This is a genomic window from Phenylobacterium sp., from assembly GCF_022402485.1.
Taxonomy (GTDB): domain Bacteria; phylum Pseudomonadota; class Alphaproteobacteria; order Caulobacterales; family Caulobacteraceae; genus Phenylobacterium.
Map to the genome: position 1 here is coordinate 1 of NZ_JAKRSA010000020.1, position 18,536 is coordinate 18,536.

General features: G+C 66.5%; 18 protein-coding genes and 1 tRNA gene. 12 read left to right on the top strand and 7 right to left on the bottom strand.

Annotation, left to right across the window (positions count from 1 at the left end; translation table 11 throughout):
* Positions 1 to 2: 2 nt before the first annotated feature.
* Positions 3 to 77, bottom strand: a tRNA-Val gene (locus MH112_RS07095).
* A 16-nt stretch (positions 78 to 93) separates the two neighbouring features.
* Complete coding sequence (gene gph / locus MH112_RS07100) at positions 94 to 831, bottom strand: phosphoglycolate phosphatase (RefSeq protein ID WP_296565769.1); 738 nt, start codon at positions 829 to 831, stop codon at positions 94 to 96.
* 93 nt (positions 832 to 924) lie between these two features.
* Here gph and glmU point away from each other — a divergent pair, with 93 nt between their 5' ends.
* The 6 genes from glmU (at position 925) to MH112_RS07130 (ending at position 8,532) form a co-directional block, all read left to right on the top strand.
* Positions 925 to 2,286, top strand: a complete 1,362-nt coding sequence (glmU, locus tag MH112_RS07105; protein ID WP_296565772.1) for a bifunctional UDP-N-acetylglucosamine diphosphorylase/glucosamine-1-phosphate N-acetyltransferase GlmU — start codon at positions 925 to 927, stop codon at positions 2,284 to 2,286.
* Positions 2,287 to 2,377: 91 nt separating this feature from the next.
* Positions 2,378 to 3,061 (top strand): ribose-5-phosphate isomerase RpiA, encoded by a 684-nt coding sequence (gene rpiA / locus MH112_RS07110; RefSeq protein ID WP_296565774.1) that lies wholly within the window; start codon positions 2,378 to 2,380, stop codon positions 3,059 to 3,061.
* A 17-nt stretch (positions 3,062 to 3,078) separates the two neighbouring features.
* Positions 3,079 to 4,464, top strand: coding sequence for a glutathione-disulfide reductase (gor, locus tag MH112_RS07115; protein ID WP_296565777.1), 1,386 nt, complete (start codon positions 3,079 to 3,081; stop codon positions 4,462 to 4,464).
* Positions 4,461 to 5,711: an O-antigen ligase family protein gene (locus MH112_RS07120; protein WP_296565780.1), complete on the top strand. Its 1,251-nt coding sequence runs from the start codon at positions 4,461 to 4,463 to the stop codon at positions 5,709 to 5,711. The genes gor and MH112_RS07120 overlap by 4 nt, the downstream gene beginning before the upstream one ends.
* A 68-nt stretch (positions 5,712 to 5,779) precedes the next feature.
* The gene (locus tag MH112_RS07125; RefSeq protein ID WP_296565784.1) at positions 5,780 to 7,159 is read left to right on the top strand and encodes a class II 3-deoxy-7-phosphoheptulonate synthase; all 1,380 of its coding nucleotides are present in this window, start codon (positions 5,780 to 5,782) and stop codon (positions 7,157 to 7,159) included.
* A gap of 62 nt (positions 7,160 to 7,221) precedes the next feature.
* Positions 7,222 to 8,532, top strand: coding sequence for an MATE family efflux transporter (locus MH112_RS07130; RefSeq protein WP_365786621.1), 1,311 nt, complete (start codon positions 7,222 to 7,224; stop codon positions 8,530 to 8,532).
* Positions 8,533 to 8,540: 8 nt separating this feature from the next.
* On the opposite strand, the gene MH112_RS07135 is transcribed toward MH112_RS07130, so the two are convergent.
* On the bottom strand, positions 8,541 to 9,443 hold the full coding sequence (locus MH112_RS07135; protein ID WP_296565787.1) for a cobalamin biosynthesis protein CbiG: 903 nt from the start codon (positions 9,441 to 9,443) through the stop codon (positions 8,541 to 8,543).
* Positions 9,444 to 9,576: 133 nt separating this feature from the next.
* On the opposite strand from MH112_RS07135, the gene MH112_RS07140 reads away from it, so the two are divergent.
* From MH112_RS07140 to MH112_RS07165, 6 genes are all read left to right on the top strand, one after another.
* Complete coding sequence (locus tag MH112_RS07140) at positions 9,577 to 9,918, top strand: copper-binding protein (RefSeq protein WP_296565789.1); 342 nt, start codon at positions 9,577 to 9,579, stop codon at positions 9,916 to 9,918.
* 101 nt (positions 9,919 to 10,019) lie between these two features.
* Positions 10,020 to 10,943, top strand: coding sequence for a Gfo/Idh/MocA family oxidoreductase (locus tag MH112_RS07145; RefSeq protein ID WP_296565792.1), 924 nt, complete (start codon positions 10,020 to 10,022; stop codon positions 10,941 to 10,943).
* Between the two features lie 187 nt (positions 10,944 to 11,130).
* Positions 11,131 to 13,239 (top strand): TonB-dependent receptor, encoded by a 2,109-nt coding sequence (locus MH112_RS07150; RefSeq protein WP_296565795.1) that lies wholly within the window; start codon positions 11,131 to 11,133, stop codon positions 13,237 to 13,239.
* Positions 13,233 to 14,474, top strand: coding sequence for a PepSY-associated TM helix domain-containing protein (locus tag MH112_RS07155; RefSeq protein WP_296565799.1), 1,242 nt, complete (start codon positions 13,233 to 13,235; stop codon positions 14,472 to 14,474). The genes MH112_RS07150 and MH112_RS07155 overlap by 7 nt, the downstream gene beginning before the upstream one ends.
* Before the next feature lie 58 nt (positions 14,475 to 14,532).
* Entirely contained in the window at positions 14,533 to 15,009 is a 477-nt protein-coding gene (locus MH112_RS07160) for a glutathione peroxidase (protein WP_296565802.1), read from the top strand.
* A gap of 32 nt (positions 15,010 to 15,041) precedes the next feature.
* Complete coding sequence (locus tag MH112_RS07165) at positions 15,042 to 15,731, top strand: aspartate/glutamate racemase family protein (protein WP_296565805.1); 690 nt, start codon at positions 15,042 to 15,044, stop codon at positions 15,729 to 15,731.
* 19 nt (positions 15,732 to 15,750) lie between these two features.
* Here MH112_RS07165 and MH112_RS07170 read toward each other — a convergent pair whose 3' ends face one another.
* The 4 genes from MH112_RS07170 to MH112_RS07185 all read right to left on the bottom strand — a co-directional run bounded on the left by MH112_RS07170 (position 15,751) and on the right by MH112_RS07185 (position 18,469).
* Positions 15,751 to 16,443, bottom strand: a complete 693-nt coding sequence (locus MH112_RS07170) for an NnrU family protein (protein ID WP_296565808.1) — start codon at positions 16,441 to 16,443, stop codon at positions 15,751 to 15,753.
* 49 nt (positions 16,444 to 16,492) lie between these two features.
* Entirely contained in the window at positions 16,493 to 17,233 is a 741-nt protein-coding gene (locus MH112_RS07175; protein WP_296565811.1) for a hypothetical protein, read from the bottom strand.
* Between the two features lie 42 nt (positions 17,234 to 17,275).
* Positions 17,276 to 18,055 (bottom strand): exodeoxyribonuclease III, encoded by a 780-nt coding sequence (gene xth, locus MH112_RS07180; RefSeq protein WP_296565814.1) that lies wholly within the window; start codon positions 18,053 to 18,055, stop codon positions 17,276 to 17,278.
* A gap of 81 nt (positions 18,056 to 18,136) precedes the next feature.
* Entirely contained in the window at positions 18,137 to 18,469 is a 333-nt protein-coding gene (locus MH112_RS07185) for an iron-sulfur cluster assembly accessory protein (protein WP_296565818.1), read from the bottom strand.
* Between the last annotated feature and the right edge of the window lie 67 nt (positions 18,470 to 18,536).

Below are 18,536 nucleotides of genomic sequence, written 5' to 3' on the forward strand. Positions count from 1 at the left end.
AATGGTGGATGCGACAGGGATTGAACCTGTGACCCCCTCGGTGTGAACGAGGTGCTCTCCCGCTGAGCTACGCATCCCTCGGAAGGGACGGCCCTATAGCGTCTCGTTTGGCCGGGGGCAAGCCGGCAGTAGCTGCAAACAGGCACCGGGCAGGTGGTCATAGTGGTCGATGAGGATGTCGGCGCCCAGCTCGGCCACCGGGACCTCGGTATAGCCGAAGCTGACCAGGATCAGGGGGATGCCGGCGGCCCGGGCGGCGCCGGCGTCGGGGGCGGCGTCGCCGACCATCAGGGCGTGGTCCGGTCGCCCACCGGCCCGGGCAATGGCGGTCTCCAGATGGCGACGGTCGGGCTTCTGGGCCGGGGCAGCGTCGGCCCCGACAATGGCCTCGAACAGCGAGGCCAGGTTCAGCGCCTCCAGGAGGTTGGTGGAGAGGTCCGTGCGCTTGTTGGTGCAGACCACCAGCCGCGCCCCGGCGCCCCGCAGGGTCTCCAGGGCCCCGACCATGCCGGGAAAGGGGGCGCTGGCGTCGGCGATATGGGCGTTATAGTGGGCGATGAAGCGGTCAAAGAGTCCGCCCATGGCGTCCTCAGCGATAGGATGGCCAGCCTCGCTGAACCCCCGTTGCAGCAGCCAGCGGGCGCCCTTGCCGATGAAGGGGCGCGCCTCGGCCAGGGGCAGGGGGCCGTGACCCTCTTCCTGCAGGATGACGTTCAGGGTTCCGATCAGGTCGGGGGCGGTGTCCACCAGGGTGCCGTCGAGGTCGAAGGCCAGGGTCGCGCCGGCCAGGGCCGATAGGTCGAGGGGCGCAGACAAGGGAGGGGCGGACATGTGCGGTAGCGTCTCCAGACGTCGAAACCTGTCGCCCTTTCGGCTAAACGCCCCATGATTGCAATGTCGTCGACTCGCCAAGGACCTCTGCCCATGACCTCCAGCGCCAGACCCCGCGCCGCTGTCATCCTCGCTGCGGGCCAGGGCACGCGGATGAAGTCGCCGACGCCCAAGGTCATGCACCGGGTGGGCGGGCGCACCATGCTCGACCTGGCTATTGATGCCGTGCAGGCCGCCGGATGTGCGCGGGTGGTGGTGGTGGTGGGAACCCATAGCCCTGAGGTCCGGCAGGCCGTGGTGGCGCGGCTGGGCGAGGCTGCGGTCGCCGTCCAGGACCCGCCGCTGGGCACCGGCCATGCGGTACTGGCCGCTGGCCAGGCCCTGGCCGACTTCGAGGGCGAGGTGCTGGTCACCAATGCTGACTGTCCGCTGCTGACCGGCAAGGACCTGGAGCCCTTGTTCGCCCTGCGCGCGCAAGGGGTGGGGCTGGCCCTGCTGGGGTTCGAGCCGGCGGAGCCTGGCCTCTATGGCCGGTTGATCCGCGGCGCTGATGGCCATGTGCTCCGCATTGTCGAGGCCCGTGACGCCACCGAGGAGGAGCGCCACGTCCGGGCCTGCTATTCCGGCATGATGGCCGCCGACAAGGCCCAGCTGTTCGGCTGGCTGGCCCGGGTCGGCAACGCCAACGTCAAGGGCGAGTACTATCTCACCGAGGTGGTGGCCATCGCCGTGGCCGACGAGGTGCAGGTCCGCGCCGCCTTCGCCCCCGAGAGCGCAGTGATGGGGGCCGATTCCCAGGCCCAGCTGGCGGCGGCCGAGGCTGTTTTCCAACAGCGCCGCCGGCAGCATTTCCTCAGCGAGGGCGTGGCCATGCCTGCGCCCGACACTGTGCACTTTTCCTGGGACACCGAGATTGCGCCGGGCGCCCGGATCGAACCGTTCGTGGTCTTTGGCCCCGGCGTCAGTGTGGCCACCGGCGCGGTGATCCGGGCCTTCAGCCATCTTGAGGGTGCCCAGGTGGATGAGGACGCGCTCGTGGGTCCCTATGCCCGCCTGCGGCCCGGCGCGCAGATCGGCGCCAAGGCGCACATCGGCAACTTCGTCGAGGTCAAGAAGGTCACGGTCGGGCCCGGCGCCAAGGCCAATCATCTGGCCTATCTGGGGGACGGGACAGTGGGCGCAGGTGCCAATATCGGCGCCGGCACGATCTTCTGTAACTATGACGGCTTCGACAAGTTCGAGACCCATGTGGGGGAGGGTGCCTTCATCGGCTCCAACTCCGCCCTGGTGGCGCCCGTGCGCATTGGGGCCGGTGCCTATACGGGCTCAGGTTCGGTGATCACCCGGGATGTGGCCGCCGATGCCCTGGCCCTGGAGCGGGCCGCCCAGGTGGAAAAGCCCGGTTGGGCGGCCCGCTTCCGCGCCGCCAAGGCCGCACGACCCAAAAAGCGCTGATCCCTGGTGCCTTTCGGGCGTGGCCTTCCGCGCCTCAGGCACCTAGAACGGAGCCCTTCGCCGGCGTGCGGCGGACTTGAGACGGAACACAATGGACGCAGACGCCCAGAAAAAGGCCGCTGGCGAGGCCGCCGCTGAGATGGTCGAGGCCGGCATGGTGGTGGGCCTGGGCACCGGCTCTACTGCCGCCTGGTTCGTCAAGGCCCTGGCGGCCCGCAGGCTGGACGTCACCTGTGTTGCCACCTCGGTGGCCACGGCGGTCCTGGCCCAGGGCCTGGGCTTGAGGCTTGCCGAGCTTGGGCCGATCAAGGCCATCGACCTGACCGTGGACGGCGCCGACGAGATCGGTCCGGCCCTGTCCCTGATCAAGGGCGGCGGCGCAGCCCTTCTGCGGGAGAAGCTGGTCTGGGAGGCTTCGCGCCGGTGCGTGGTCATCGCTGACGCCGCCAAGCAGGTGCCCGCCCTGGGCCAGTTCCCCCTGCCCATCGAAGTTGTGGCCTTCGCCCACGAAACCACGGCCCTACGAATCTGTGACGCCCTGTCGGAATGTGATCTGGGGGTCGCCCCGCGCCTGCGCCTGCGCGACGGCGTTCCGGTGCGCACCGATGGGGGCAACCTGATCTATGATGCGGCCTGCGGTCGGATCGAAGACCCAGCCGCCCTCGCCGATGCCCTCAAGAGCGTTACTGGCGTGGTCGATCACGGCCTGTTCCTCGACCTGGCTGACCTGGCCCTGGTGGGGACGCCCCAGGGCGTCATCACCCTCGAACCTTGAAGCGGAGTGACCTGAGCGTGGCCCAGTACGACTACGACCTGTTTGTCATCGGTGCCGGCTCCGGCGGGGTGCGCGCCGCCAGGCTTGCGGCCATGAGCGGGGCCCGGGTGGCTGTGGCCGAGGAGGACCGGGTCGGCGGTACCTGTGTGATCCGCGGCTGCGTGCCCAAGAAGTTCATGGTCTACGCCTCCGAATATGCAGGCCACTTCAAGACCGCCCAGGCCTATGGCTGGAGCTTCGGCACCGAACCCAGCTTCGATTGGCCGACCTTCCTTAGGGCAAAGGATAATGAGATCGCCCGGCTGTCGGGGATCTATGTCACCAACCTGCAGAACGCCGGCGCGGAGCTGGTCCACGCCAAGGCGCGGCTCGTAGACGCCCATACCGTCGAGCTGGTGGGCAAGGACAAGACCGTCACGGCCGGTAAGATCCTGATTGCCACGGGTGGTCGCCCCTGGGTTCCCAAGGACCTGCCCGGCATCGAGCATGTGATCACCTCTGATGAGGCCTTCCACCTGACCGAGTTGCCCAAGCGCATGGTCATCGCCGGCGGTGGCTATATCGCCGTGGAGTTCGCCTGCATCTTCAACGGGCTGGGTGTGGATGTGACCCTGGTCCACAGAGGCCCCAATATCCTGCGCGGCTTTGATGACCACGTCCGGGCCCATCTGGCCGAGGAAATGACCCGCAAGGGGATCAAGGTCGTGCTGGGCTGCCAGCATCAGGCGGTGGAGAAAACCCCTGCGGGGCTGGTGAGCCGGCTGTCTTCCGGGGCTGCACTGGAGTCTGACCTGGTGCTCTTTGCCCTTGGCCGTGAACCCTATGTGGCGGGTCTGGGGCTGGAAGCCGCCGGCGTGGCGGTGAAGGACGGCGCCATCGCGGTCGACGACTATTCCCGCACAAACGTCGAGTCGATCTGGGCCGTTGGCGATGTGACCAACCGCATCAACCTGACCCCCGTGGCGATCCGCGAGGGGGCAGCCTTCGCCCAGACCGAGTTCTACGCCAATCCCACCACCTTCGACCACGAACTGGTCGCCTCGGCGGTCTTCTCTCAGCCGGCCATTGGCTCGGTAGGCCTGAGCGAGGCCGAAGCCCGCCATGCCTATGGCAAGGTGGATGTCTATCTCTCCCGGTTCCGGGCCATGAAGCATACCTTCTCCGGCGGGGAGGAGCGGGCGCTGATCAAGCTCGTGGTGGACGCGGAGAGCCAGAAGCTGCTGGGCTGCCATGTGGTGGCCTCCGATGGTCCAGAGATCATCCAGATGGCCGCCATCGCCATGAAGATGGGCGTCACCAAGGCCCAGTGGGACTCCACCTGCGCGGTGCACCCGACCCTGGCAGAGGAACTGGTCACCATGCGCGAGAAGTATGTCCCGCAGGATCTGGGCCCGGTGGCGTGACAAAGGGTCTGTCCTTCATCGAGGGCCCTGGCTTCGCCCGCTGGTGCGGTTGGGTGCTGGTCTTCGCGGCCGCCCTGTCCGGACCCATGGCCTGGATCGGCCCCCTGGGCTTTGCGGCGCTGCTCAGCCTGGTGGGGCTGTTGACCCTGCCGGCCTTGCAGATGCACGAGGCCGACCGCCCTGCAGCCCTGGCCCTGGTCGTCCTGGTCATCTGGGCGGCGGGTTCCATGCTCTGGAGTCCCTTTGAGCCGGAGTCCCCCTGGACCTCCAATGCGGTCAAGCTGGTTTGCCAGGCCCTGCTGTATTGGGCGGCCTACAGCGCCGTGCGCCGGGCCGAAGCCGGCGTCCTGCGCTGGGCCATGGTGGTCTTCATGTGGAGCATGTCAGCCCTGGCGGCGATGCTGATCATTGAGGCCGTGACCGGGGCGGCGGTCTATCAGGCCCTGCGTCAGGCGACCGCCGATCCGATCCGCCCGGACCTTGCGGTGCGCAATGTGGCCCAGGGGGTGTTCGTCCTGGCCGTCCTCTTCGGGCCTGCGGCCCTGGCGGCGGTGCGCCTGGGCTGGTGGCAGCTGGCGGTGTTGATGGCCGCAGGCGTGGTGGCCGGTGCCATCGGACTGAATGCCGACGCCCCGCTCATCGCCCTGGCCGCCGCCAGCCTGGCCGGTGCCGCCGTCTATCGCTGGCCGGTCATGGCACCCCGGGTGCTTGGGGTGGGGACGGCGTTCTTTTTCCTGGCCACCCCGTTGGTGATCTGGGCGCTCCGAGCTCAGGGTGTTTACGGCCTTATTCAGGAGCGGGTCAGCCTCTCCTGGAGCATGCGCATGGACTATTGGAGCTTTGCGGTCGACTGGATCAGCGACAAGCCCCTGCGCGGCTGGGGCCTGGACGCCAGCCGAATGTTCGGCCCGGGCATCCGGCTGCATCCCCATGACGCGGCCCTGCAGGTCTGGCTGGAACTTGGGGTGATCGGTGCCGCTGCAGCCACCGTCTTCTGGGTGACCATCTTTCATCGCCAGGAGCGCCGCACCCCCGACCTCGGCGCGGTGGCCGGTACGGCGGCGGCGGTGAGTTACCTCACCTTTGCCGCCGTCAGCTTCGGGGTCTGGCAGGAGTGGTGGCTGGCCCTGGGGGCCCTGGCCGTGGTCTCCGCCGCCGCCGCCCAGCGTCTGGCTAAAGTGGAGACGGTACCAAACCCCTCTACGGCTGCGCGCAGAGCATCGACCTATCCCCCCATCTCGGAGTAGAAGGCCGCACTTTCGTCCCCGGGGCCTCCGCCGCCTCGACCATGGGGGACGATGCGGAGCTGTGACTGATGAGTGACAACTGGAACCCGGCCTCCTGGCGCGCCAAGCCGGCCAAGCATATCCCGGAAGACTACCCGGATGCTGCGGCCCTCCTGCAGGTCGAGCAGACCCTGCGTGGCATGCCGCCCCTGGTGTTTGCAGGCGAGGCCCGTCGTCTGAAATCCCTGCTGGGGGACGTGGCCGAGGGCCGCGCCTTCCTGCTGCAGGGGGGCGACTGCGCCGAGAGCTTCAAGGAGTTCCACGCCGACAATATCCGCGACACCTTCCGGCTGATCCTGCAGATGGCCGTGGTGCTGACCTTTGCCGGCGGCAAGCCGGTGGTGAAGGTGGGCCGTATGGCGGGACAGTTCGCCAAGCCGCGTTCGTCCCCGGTGGAGAAGATCGGCGATGTGGAACTGCCCTCCTATCGCGGCGACAACATCAACGGCATGGAGTTCACGCCCGAGGCCCGGGCACCGGATCCTGAGCGCCTGCTGCGGGCCTATTCCCAGTCGTCCTCGACGCTGAACCTGCTGCGGGCCTTTGCCGGCGGCGGCTATGCCGACCTCTATAACATCCACCGCTGGACCCTCGGCTTCGTCAGCGACAGCCCCCAGGGTGCCCGTTATCGGGAACTTTCGGAGAAGATCAGCGAGGCCCTGACCTTCATGGCGGCCATCGGGGTCACCCCTGACAGCCATCCAGATCTGCACCGGGTCGAGTTCTTCACCTGCCACGAGGCCCTGTTGCTGGGCTTCGAGGAGGCCATGACCCGGATCGATTCCACCTCCGGCGATTGGTATGACACCTCGGCGCACCTGTTGTGGATTGGCGAACGCACCCGTCAGCTGGACGGTGCTCACATCGAGTTCTGCCGTGGGGTGAAGAACCCCGTCGGCATCAAGGTCGGCCCGACCCTGGAGCCCGATGAGCTGCTACGCCTGATCGATGTGCTCAGCCCCCATAATGAGGCGGGTCGCCTGACGCTCTATGGGCGGTTTGGCCATGACAAGATCGCTGATCGCCTGCCCCGTTTGATGCAGGCCACCAAGGCCGGCGGGCGCAATGTGGTCTGGGCCATCGACCCGATGCACGGCAACACTCTGACGGCGGCCAATGGCTACAAGACCCGGCCCTTTGACCGCATTCTCTCGGAAGTGAAGTCCTTCGTGGAGATCGCCAAGGCCGAAGGGGTGCATCCTGGCGGGGTCCATCTTGAGATGACAGGCCAGAATGTCACCGAGTGCCTCGGGGGGGCCCGCGCCCTGACCGAAGGGGACCTCGGCGACCGCTATCACACCCACTGCGACCCGCGCCTGAACGGGGAACAGGCCCTCGAACTCGCTTTCCTGGTGGCTGAAAAGCTCAAGGAAGACCGGGTCGACCTGGCCCGCCGGGTGGCGATCTGACGTCCCAGGGACCACAGACCGCCGCACCTGCGTTTGGCGGGGCTCAAGCGGTCCGACATGATCTGAGCCGGCTGCTGACCCTGGCGGGGCCGGTGGTGCTCGCACGCCTGGGCATCATGACCATGGGTCTGATGGACGCCATTGTCGTCGGTCGGTACTCCGCCGAGCAGTTGGGGTTCCATGCCATGGCTTGGGCACCCACCTCGGTGATCCTCACCATGGCCATCGGCCTGCTCACCGGGGTCCAGGTGATGACCGCCCGGGCCGTGGGCGAAGGGCGGCGGCATGAGAGTGGCGCGGTCCTGCGGCGGGGCCTGATCTATGGCGGCTGGATCGGCCTGGCATCCATGATCTTTCTGGTCGCGGTGGCCCCTTGGGGCCTGACGCGGATTGGCCTGGAGCCGAGCCTGGCCCAGGGGTCCATCGGGCCTGTGATCATCTTCGCCCTGTCTCTGCCCACCTATGTGGTGGCCTGCGCCGCCAGCTTCTGGCTGGAGGGCCTGTCGCGGCCAGGGCCGGCCATGGTGATCATGTGGCTGGCCAATCTGGTCAATCTGGCCTTCCTGCTGGTGCTGGTGCCCGGCGCCTTTGGGCTGCCGGAGATGGGGGCGGTCGGTGCCGCCTGGGCGACCTTCATGGCCCGGGCCTTCCTGGCCATCGCCTTGCTGGTCTACATCATCCGAATGGCTGAGGCCCGGGCGCTTGGTGTCTTCACCAAGCCCGCTCGGGATCGCGCCGCCGCAGCCGAGCAGCGCAAGATCGGCTATGGCGCTGGAGCGTCCAACTTCTTCGAGGTGGCAGCCTTCGCCTCCCTGAATGTTGTCGCCGGATGGATCGGAACCCTCGCCCTGGCCGCCTGGACGGTGGTGCTCAACGTCATCTCCATGGTCTTCATGGCCCCCCTGGGCCTGGCGGCCGCCACCGCGGTCCTGGTGAGCAGCGCCTACGGGGCCCGCGATCGCCAGGGCGTCATCCGCGCCGCCATGGTGGGGTTCGCGGTCACCGCCGTGTTCGGGGTCGTCGTCTCCCTGATCATCTGGCCGGCAGCCCCCTGGATCGCGGCGGCCTACACCACGGAGACCGAGGTGATCGCCGTGGCCGCCGCTGCGCTCGCATTGTCTTGCCTGTTTCTTCTGGCCGATGGCCTGCAGGTGGTGATCGCCCAGGCGTTGCGGGCGCGGGGGGATGTGTGGATGCCCACCTTCACCCACCTGACCAGCTATGTGATCATCATGATGCCCCTGGCTTGGTGGCTGGCCCTGCCCATGGGTATGGGGGTCACCGGCCTCGTCTGGGCAGTGATCCTGGCCAGTCTGATTTCGGCGGGCCTGTTGTCAGCGCGGTTCTGGCGCCTGTCGCGCCAGCCGCTCTGACGGACGCCTCAGCGCCCGGTGCCGAGGATCCAGCCTTCTTCCCGCTCGGCGGCGACCACGGCGGCCTCATCCAGGCCCTTGGGGGCGGCGAACAGGTCAGCCAGCTTGCCGGCCTCGTCGAGCTTGGCAAAGTGTTCGGCGGTTTCCCGCACCTGGACCAGATCCTTGACCTCACCTGGTGCCGCCTTGATGTTGAGCAGCGAGGGATAAACCTCACTGACCATCACTTCGACCCCTTCGAGGGCGGCGGGCGTCAGGGCGCCAAAGCCGGTTTCCAGGGGCCAGACCCGCAGGGCGTCTCCCCGGGCGAGCTTCAGCCGCTTGACCGCAGGGATTCCCAGCAGGGCCTGGCCCCCTACCGAGCCATTGTAATAGAGCTTCCAGATGGATGACGCGCCCTTGGCCGCTTCGTCGGCATGGCGGAATTCCGGCAGGTCGTCGGGGCCATGGGGCCTGGTCCGCTTGGGCTGAAGGGTGGTCAGGGCGTCCTTGGGCGGGCAGCCCCAGAACGGGAACGGGCCCCCGGTCAGTCGGCGGTTCAGCTCTGAGCCGACCCCGAACCGGTTGTTGGTGTTGTCGGCCTTGTCCTTGACCATCTTGTCGATCTGATCCCAGACCGCCCGCCAAGGCGGATCGCCGGCCAGGTTGAGCCCGGCGGCGAAGCCCCGGGGAAAGCCCAAGGGGAAGTCGAACCCCAACAGGGCCCGCTCGCCGCGTTTCTTCAGATCATCCAGGGTCGCTGCGATCAGTTTCTCGGCCTCGCCCCGGGTGGCGGGATTGTGGGCCTCGAAGGACATCCGAAAGCGCACGTCGCGCTTAAGGACGCCGATCCAAACGGAGTCCGCCCCGGTGCCGGGTTTGGCCGCGGCGCTCCAGTCGACAATCAGATAGGCGCTGAAAAGGCGCGACACGGCATAGCTCCGGGCGGGAAGGGGGCGTGGAGGCCTGCTTGTAACGCTTCAACCTGGACGGGCCAATGGCATGTCGTTCACAAGACACACAAGATGACTATGCTGGCCCTTCGTTCGTTGCCGGAGATTCCCGATGAGAGCCGTCCTGACCGCTGCCGCCTTGGCCGCCACCTTCGCCCTCGCCGCCTGCGGACAGGGCTCTGACGCCTCGGGTTCTGGCGGTGCCGCCAGCGTCGCCGAGGTCGCGCCCTCAGGGCCTGAACTCAGCGGGGTCGGCGTGATTGCCGCCCTGGACGGACGCACCCTGTCCATCGACCATGAGGGCGTCGAAGGCGACCAGCCAGCCGGTCGCCAGGAGTTCCGCGCCTATGCCACCGTTCTCGCCGAAGGCCCTGTGGAGCCCGGCGCCCGGGTCAGCTTCAAGTATCAGGACGCCGAACCCTTGCCGGTGCTGACCGAGCTCGCGGCCCGCTAGGGTGCCCAACGCAGGGGCGACCGCCTGGTCCTGATCTCCGTCTGAGCCTGTGGCGCAAGCGCGCAGGATCATGTTAGGCGGCGCAGGATCATGGAGGTCTTATGAGCGAGTCCCTGCGCGGCGGCGTTATCGGTGCTGGCGTCTTTGGCGCCTATCACGCCCGTCAGTACGCACGTCTGCCAGGCGTGGACCTGGCGGGGGTCTATGATCCCGATGTGGAGCGGGCTGCAGCCCTGGCCATGCCCCTGGGTGGCAGGGCTTTCCCGACCCTTGAGGCGTTTCTCGAAAACGTGGATGTGGTCACGGTGGCTTCGCCCGCCCCTTGGCATGCTGAACAGGCCCTGGCGGCGGTGAAGGCGGGCAAGCCCGTCTATATCGAAAAGCCCATCGGTGTGGACGTGGCTAAGGCTGAGGCGGTGGCGCAGGAAGCCGCCCGCCGGAACCTTGTGGTGGCCTGCGGTCACCAGGAACGGGTGCTGTTCCAGATCATGGGCCTGTTTAACATTCCAGCCCAGCCGCTACGCCTGGAAGCGGTGCGTCACGGCACGCCGTCAGACCGCAGCCTGGATGTCTCGGTGGTATTAGATCTGATGATCCATGATCTGGATCTGGCCCTGGCCCTGACCCGGGCTGAGCCCGTAACGGCGGAAGGCGAGGGCACGATCCTTCGCTCGGACTCCTGGGACACGGCTCGGTCGGAGGTCACCTTCGATGATGGCTTCACCGCTCTGTTTGATGTGTCTCGGGTGGCCGAGGACCGGTGCCGGACCATGAAGCTGGTCTATCCCTCCGGGGAAGTCGAGATCGACTTCCTGACCCGGGCCTTCCGCAACACGACCGGCTTCCCCCTGAATCCCGACTTCGCGGAGACCCCCGAAGCCAAGGACACCCTGGGGGCCAGCATTGCGGCTTTTCTAGCCGCAGTTCGAGGCGAAGCCCCGCGCCCGATTGTCACCGCATCTGAGGCGATCCGCGCCCTCGACCTGGCCCTGGCGGTAGAGCAGGGCCTGACCGCCGACAGCTAAGACGCCCTCCGGGTCTGGCCGACCTGCACCCACGTCTGATGGGGGGCGGCCACATCTGAAGTGCCTTCCCGCCTACCCCTCCTAAAAATGCGACGCGTTCGCAAGAATTGTCTTGCCTTGATCCAGCCTCTTGGGCAGCAGTGCGATTGCGATGCGGTCGCAACAAGCGACTGGGACGGGGAACAAGATGCGACAGGTTTTGATGATCTCGGCGGCCACGGCCGTCATGGCTTTGGCGGCTCAGGCCCAAGCGGAGACCGCCGTCTCCGAGGTGAGCGAGGTGGTGGTCACGGGTCGGGCGCAGCAACTCTATCGGACCCAGGAGGTTCAGGCCGGACGCTTGCCAACCCCGCCGCTGGCCTCAAGCCAGGCGGTGCAGGTGATCAATGCCGAGCTGATCGCCGACCAGGGTGCCCGTGACGCCCAGGACCTGTACCGGAACATCTCTGGGGTTAGCTTCTTCTCCTATGCCGGGGTCACCGCGAGGGGCTTCCGCCAGGAGGAGATCTTCTTTGACGGCCTGCGGGGCGACCCCTATGCGGGATTCTCCGTCCCACAGCTGTTCAATGTGGCCCAGGTTGAATTCCTCAAGGGGCCTGCTGGCATGCTCTATGGGCCAGGCGCCCCTGGGGGGCTTTTCAACTATGTGACCAAGAAGGCGGACGACGACTTCTCGGCCCGGGCGGCCGCCATCGTCGGGACCGAAGCCCGCTACGGTGCCTCGGTCGAGGCCACAGGGGCTTTGCCCATTCCGGGTCTGGCAGGTCGTCTGGGGGTCTTCTACGAGGCGCAGAACACCCCCCGGGTCGGCGCCCGCTCAGAGGTTCTGATCCTTGATGGCGGTCTAAAGATCGACCTGCCCCTGGGCGCGCTGAACCTCCAGGCTACCCACTATGATCAGAACCTGCCGGGCAACCGCCTGCGGGGCGTGCCGACGGACAACCTCGGCCATTTCCTCGCCGACCGCCGTTGGAACCACAATGAACCCGACGACTTCCTGCGGCTGGAAGCCAATGTGGTTCAGGCCAGTTGGGAGGCTGAGGTCAATGACGCCCTGAGCATCAACACGGCGCTGCGTTACACCGAGGGCCTGGAAACCCAGAAATATCATGAACCCTTTGGCCTGGCCGACACCAACCGCGATGGGGTGCTTGATACGTCTCGGCGCCAGTATCGGGACCAGGTCCGTGATCAGTCCAACTGGTCTGCTGCGGCAAACCTGATCTGGAGCTTCGACCTGGCGGGGGTGGATAGCCGTTTGCTGGCCGGCGGCGACTGGTTCACCAACGCCCTGGCGTTCCAGAGCCGGGGGGTCAACGGGACGTTTGTGGCGACGCCGACTACGCCGACCCCGCTGAGCCTGGTCAATCCGGTCTATGGGGTGACGCCGGTCAGTAGCTATCGCCTTCCGGCCTATACCCTCTCCCTGACGGACTCCGACCGGGCTGGGGGCTATCTGCTTTACGAAGCTACGGTCGGGAAGCTGATCGGAACCCTGGGCGCGCGATTTGACAGCTTTGAAGACGTGGCTGGCCCCGCCGGCTTCGAGGATGATGCCCTGACCTGGCGTGCCGGTCTGGTCTATCGCGTCCGCGATGATCTCTCGGCCTATGCTCAGTGGGCCCAGAGCTTTGAACCCCAGGGGGCCTCAAGCCAGACGCCGATGGCGGGGGGGCCTTTTGCGCCCACCGAAGGCGAGATGTACGAGGCCGGCCTCAAGAGCGAACTGATGGGCGGTCGACTGCAGGGTTCGGCGGCGGTCTATCACATCACCCGGACCAACATTCTGCAGGCTGATCCGCGGGGAGATGTCCGTGGCGACGGGATCAATGACCTGGTGGCGTTTGGCGAAATCACCAGCAAAGGGGCGGAGTTCGACCTGGCGGCGGATATCACCAGCGACTGGGTGCTGACAGCGTCCTACGCCTACAATGACACCCGCATCACGGCCGACAATGGACGCACGGTCCTGACCAATAGCGTCGGCGACCGCTTCGCCAACGCCCCTGAGCACACGATCGGCTTCTGGACCCGCTATCAGTTCCCTGAGCTCGGCCTCGCCGTGGCGTTGGGGGGGGACTATGTGGACGTCCGCCGGTCCCTCTCCAATCAGAAGGTCCGGCCCTACCTCGTGTTTGACGCTTCGATCATCTATACCGCCGGCCCCTGGCGGGCCCTGGTGCGGATCGACAATCTCACGGACGAGGACTACGCCGCCTCAGGCTTCATCGACCGCACCGGTCACTTTCCGGGCGAGCCGAGGTCGGTGTTCCTCGAACTCTCCCGGCAATGGTAGCCCTCGACCGGGATAGCGCCAGCCTGGCCAAGCCCCGCCCCAAGAAAAAGTCCTCCCGCCTTTGGTGGGAGGTCCACCAGTGGGCGGGGATGAAGTTCTCTATTCTGTTGAGCTTCATTCTGCTCACCGGGACCCTGGCGACCCTCAGCCATGAGATCGACTGGCTCCTGCGACCGGCCATGCGGGTGGATCCCGCGACCGTCGGAGCCGAGGTCAATTGGGCGGCGGTGGCGCAGACCGCGGCGGAGGAAGCGGGGGCAGGGCGGGTGATCAGCCTGGAGGGCCCCATTGATCCCTGGTTTGCGGCAGCGGCAATTCTGGAGGCCCCTGATGGGGGGCTGTCCTTTGTCTATGCCCATCCCACCACCGGCGCTCTGCAGGGCCATGGCCATTGGGTGAGTGCCCAACGCATTCTGCGGAACATGCACCGCCATCTCATGATGCCGGTGGCCATTGGGGTGCCGATTGTCTCGGCCCTGTCGTTCCTCATGGCGGTGAGCCTGGTCACATCATTTGTCGTCTACAAGAAATGGTGGCGGGGCTTTTTGAAGCCCATCCGGCTCAATGATCTGCGGACCGCCCTGGGCGACTTTCATCGTCTGGCCGGGCTTTGGAGCCTGTGGTTCGTCCTGCTGATGATCCTCACCGGGCTCTGGTACCTCGCCGAGGAAATGGCGTTTCGAGCGCCGAACCTGCCCTCGGCCAAGGTCGAGGCCAGCGCCGAGGACATGGTGGGCCTTGCGGCTCGCCTGCCCCAGACCCTGGCCGCCGCCAGGGGGGCCAATCCAGATCTGCGGATCGAGCGGATCATGTTCCCCACCGCCAACTCCGGCGCGTTTGTCCTGCACGGGCAGGACGAGGCGATCCTGGTGCGCGCCCGAGCCAATGCGGTCTGGACGCAGGCTGAGACCGGCGCTGTCGTTCTGACCACCGATGGCGGCGACCTGAACCTGCATCAGCGGCTGTCGGAGGCCGCTGATCCTTTGCACTTTGGAACCTGGGGCGGCCTGACGACGAAGATCATCTGGTTTGTCTTCGGGCTTGCGCTGACGGGCCTGTCCGTGTCCGGGGTGGCGATCTATGCCCTGCGCCTGATCCGCGCAGAGCGCCGGCCCAAACGCTGGGGGACGGCCCTGGCGGTCAGTTGGGCCGGGATGGGGGTCTGGCGATGGCCCGCCCTGATCCTGGTGATCATCGGTCTTTTGCTGATCCCCACCGTATTCCTGCAGGCCTAGGCTTTCCGTGGGCGCCCGGGGTCCCTAGTTTGGGAGTCGCGCCGTAATGGAGAGCCTCATGGCCGACGCCTACGACTTCTCGTTCCAAGCCATCGACGGGGGCGATCTGCCCCTGACCACCTTCCGGGATAAGGTTGTTCTGGTGGTCAATACCGCCTCGAAATGCGGACTTACGCCGCAATATGAGGGGCTGGAGGCCCTGTATTCCAGCTATCGGGACCGGGGTCTGGTGGTGCTGGGCGTGCCGTCCAACCAGTTCGCGGGTCAAGAGCCGGGGACCGAGGCTGAGATCGCGGAGTTCTGCGTCACTCGCTTCGCCGTCGACTTCCCCCTGACCGCCAAGACCGATGTGAAGGGGCAGAGCGCACATCCCTTCTATCAGTGGGCCAAGGGCGAGCTGGGGGAGGCGGCTGATCCGGCCTGGAACTTCCACAAGCTGCTGGTGGGCAAGGACGGCAAGCTGATCTGCGCCTTTGGCCCGCGCACTGAACCCATGGACCCCGCCATCGTTGGGGCTGTTGAGGCAGCACTTTAGGGACAATTCAGTCTCAACGGATTCGTCAGCCTATGCGTCGTCTCGGCCTGATCGGCGGCATGAGCGCCGAGAGCACCACCACCTATTACCAGCTGCTCAACCAGGGGGTCCGGGCCCGGTTGGGGGGACTGCATTCGGCTGAGCTTCTGTTGTGGTCTGTGGACTTCGCGCCCATCGCGCAGATGCAGGCGGCCGGGGACTGGGATAGAGCCGGAGCGCACCTGGCCAGGGCGGCCCAGGCCCTGGAACAGGCCGGGGCCGAAGCCATTTTGATCTGCGCCAACACCATGCATCTGGTGGCCGATCAGGTGACCGCAGCCATCTCCGTGCCCCTGATCCACATTGGCGACGCCACGGCCAGGGCTCTGGTGGGCCACGGGGTGAAGCGGCCCCTGCTGCTGGCCACCCGCTTCACCATGGAGGAACGCTTCTACATCGAGCGGCTGAAGGCGTTCGGTCTTGCCCCCATGATCCCGGGGGAGCCGGCGCGGGAGCGCCTGCATGCCATCATCTATGACGAGCTGTGTCAGGGGGTCTGCGATGTCGGCGCGCGGATGGCGGTCATGGCAATGATCGAGCGCGGTCGCACCGAGGGCGCGGACGGGGTCATCTTCGGCTGCACCGAACTTGGCCTGTTGCTGGAGCCGGGCGCAGTCGGGGTGCCGGTGGTCGATTCGGCCCTAGCCCACGTGACCGCCGCCCTGGACTTCGCCCTGGCCTGACCCCCCTGAGGTGTAGGCCTCAGGGCAGGGCCGGTGCCCCAAACAGGTGGCCGTGGCCCAACAGCAGGACGCCGTAGATCACAAGGGCCGTCAGGGGGCGCCAGAGGCCAATTTCTCCCAGGCGCAGGGTCTGTCGGCCAGCGAGGATGGCCGCAAAGGGGATATTCGAGGTCTGTTGGGCAAAGGGCTCCCAGGCCGCCCCCAGGGCCCGGCGGCGCTTGGCGTCAATGCTGGCGGTCCCGGCCACGGCCAGGACCAGCATGGTGCCAAACAGCGTCATACCGGCGCGGTCGCCATTGACGATCAGATGGCCGATGGCCCAGATCGCGACCCCCCAAAGGAACGGATGGCGGGTGATGCGCAGCATGCCCTTTACGGCATCCTCCCGCTGCAGCACGCCCTCCTGCTTGACGCTGGTGGGATTGGGGGTGGTCAGACCGATGACTACGAAGACGATAGCGATGAACTGCAGCAGGAGCTGGGTGTGGCGTGTCGCGTCGCCGACCCCCCAGTAGACGGTATTCCAAACCTCTGTTCTCGCCTGGCCATAGGCCATGATCATCCAGGTCAGCCCCGTCACCGAGAGCAGGGAGAACAGGCCCATATATGGGCCCTCGCCCATCTTGCCCACCAGGAGATCGCGCACACGGGTGCCGGAAATCATCAGGTGGATCAGGACAAAAAAAGCCGCGGCGGCGGTCAACTGGATCATTGGCGCTCTCCCCAGGGTCGGCGGACCATCCCGCGATAAATTTACACCGTCAAGTGAAGCCGTCGTCCTGGTCGTCGTCGAACAGATCTCGGGTGCGAGGCTCTGCCCTGCGCGGGGAGGGTCGGGCCGCAGGGCGAGCCGGGGTCTCGTCCCATGGGGGGAGATCGGCCTCGGCTTGAGCCAATGGGGCCGGCGGCGGGGCTATGGGCTGCGCCGTCTGAGGCATGGGCGGCGGCGCTGCCTGGGTCGGGGGCGTAGGCGGGCGCGGCGGAGAAGCCCGCCGCAGGATCGCCTCGACCCGGGCGATCCAACGGTTGGCCTCCTGGATCGCCTCGGCCGGGGAGGGCGCGTTGCGCTTGGCCTCGTCGCCTGGCATCCACAGGGCGATCTCGAAGTCGGGATAGCGGGCGTCGTCAAAGATCAACCGCAGGGCCACCTGGCCGCTGCCTGGGGTGGTGCGTTCCAGGGCGCGGCGGCCCTCGCCCCGATAGGCCCGGGCGCGGACTTCTCCATCTACCAGCAGCTCGGCCCCCACCAGTTCATCGATCCGGTAGACCAGGCACCAGGCCCCCTGGTCCCAGGCCACGGCGGCGAGATTGCGGGAAAAACTGAACCCGACGCCGCGGCCATTGGCGGTCAGCATGGAGTCGGCAGGAACCTTGAGCACATGGCGAAACGCCCGGCGGATGCGCCGCGTCTCGTCCATGAACCAGATGGCTGCGCTGCCGGCGAAGGTCACCGCCGTACCCGCCAGGGCCAGCCACAGGAGCAATCGCGCCGTCTCATCCATGGGCGGAAAACCTAACCCTGTTCGCCGGCGCCGGAAAGCGGCTCAGAGGTCGAGGTCAATGACGAGGGGGACATGGTCCGAAGGCTTGTCCCAGCCGCGCACATCCCGATGAATCTCGCACCCGCGCAGGCGATCTGCGGCCTGGGGGGACAGCAGGGCGTGGTCAATGCGGATGCCGTGGTTCCGCGGCCAAGCGCCAGCCTGATAGTCCCAGAAAGTATAGGCGCCCGCCGCCCCGTCGGCCTGCATATAGGCGTCTGACAGACCCAGCCACTTCAGCGCCCGGAAGGCTTCCCGGGAGCGGGGCTGAAACAGGGCGTCATCCAGCCATTTTTCAGGATTTTCAGCGTCTCTTGGCTCTGGAATGACGTTGTAGTCCCCCATCAGGGCCAGGGGCTCTTCAAGGGCCAGGAGGTCCTGGGCATGCCGATTGAGCCGTCCCATCCAGGCCAGCTTGTAGTCGAACTTCTCAGTGTTCACCGGATTGCCATTGGGCAGATAGAGGCATCCCACCCGCACGGGCCTTGGTCCTGATACCAGGGCCTCGATGTAGCGCGCCTGTTCATCGGCCTCATCGCCCGGCAGGCCCCGGCGAACATCCTCCAGCGGCGTCCGCGACAGAAGCGCGACGCCATTATAGGTCTTCTGGCCCAGAACCTCGACATTATAGCCAAGTCTTTCAAAGGCTTCTGCGGGAAACTTCTCGTCGATGCACTTGATTTCCTGCAGACAGGCGACGTCGGGCCTGGCCTCTTCGAACCACCGGACCACCGTCTCCAGCCGGGCATTGACGGAATTGACGTTCCAGGTGGCCAGGCGCATCGCGGACTCCAGGGGGTTGGCGAAGCGCGAAGCTAGAGGCGCGACCGCGCCGGCTCAATGGTCTCTGACGGGACCCTGAGTTCAGATGGAGAAGCTGACCCCGCAGCCGCAGCTGGATTTGGCATTGGGATTGCGGATCTTGAACTCCGCGCCGACCAGTTCATCAACAAAGTCGATCTCGGACCCCTTGAGCATCACCATGGAGATTTCATCCACCAGGGCTGCCGCGCCGTCCCGCTCGATGCGCAGGTCATCGGGCTCGGCGGTGTCCACCAGGTCCAGCTGATACTGAAAGCCGGAACATCCACCGCCTTCCACGGCGACGCGCAGCATGATCGGCTTGCCCTGGGCCTGGCTGATGACCTTCAGTCGTTCAGCGGCCGAAGCGGAGAGGGTCAGATCGAGATTGGTCATGGCCTGTTAAATCCACCTGTGGCCTGAACTATATGAGGACTCAAGCGGCCTCGACCAAGGGGCTCGT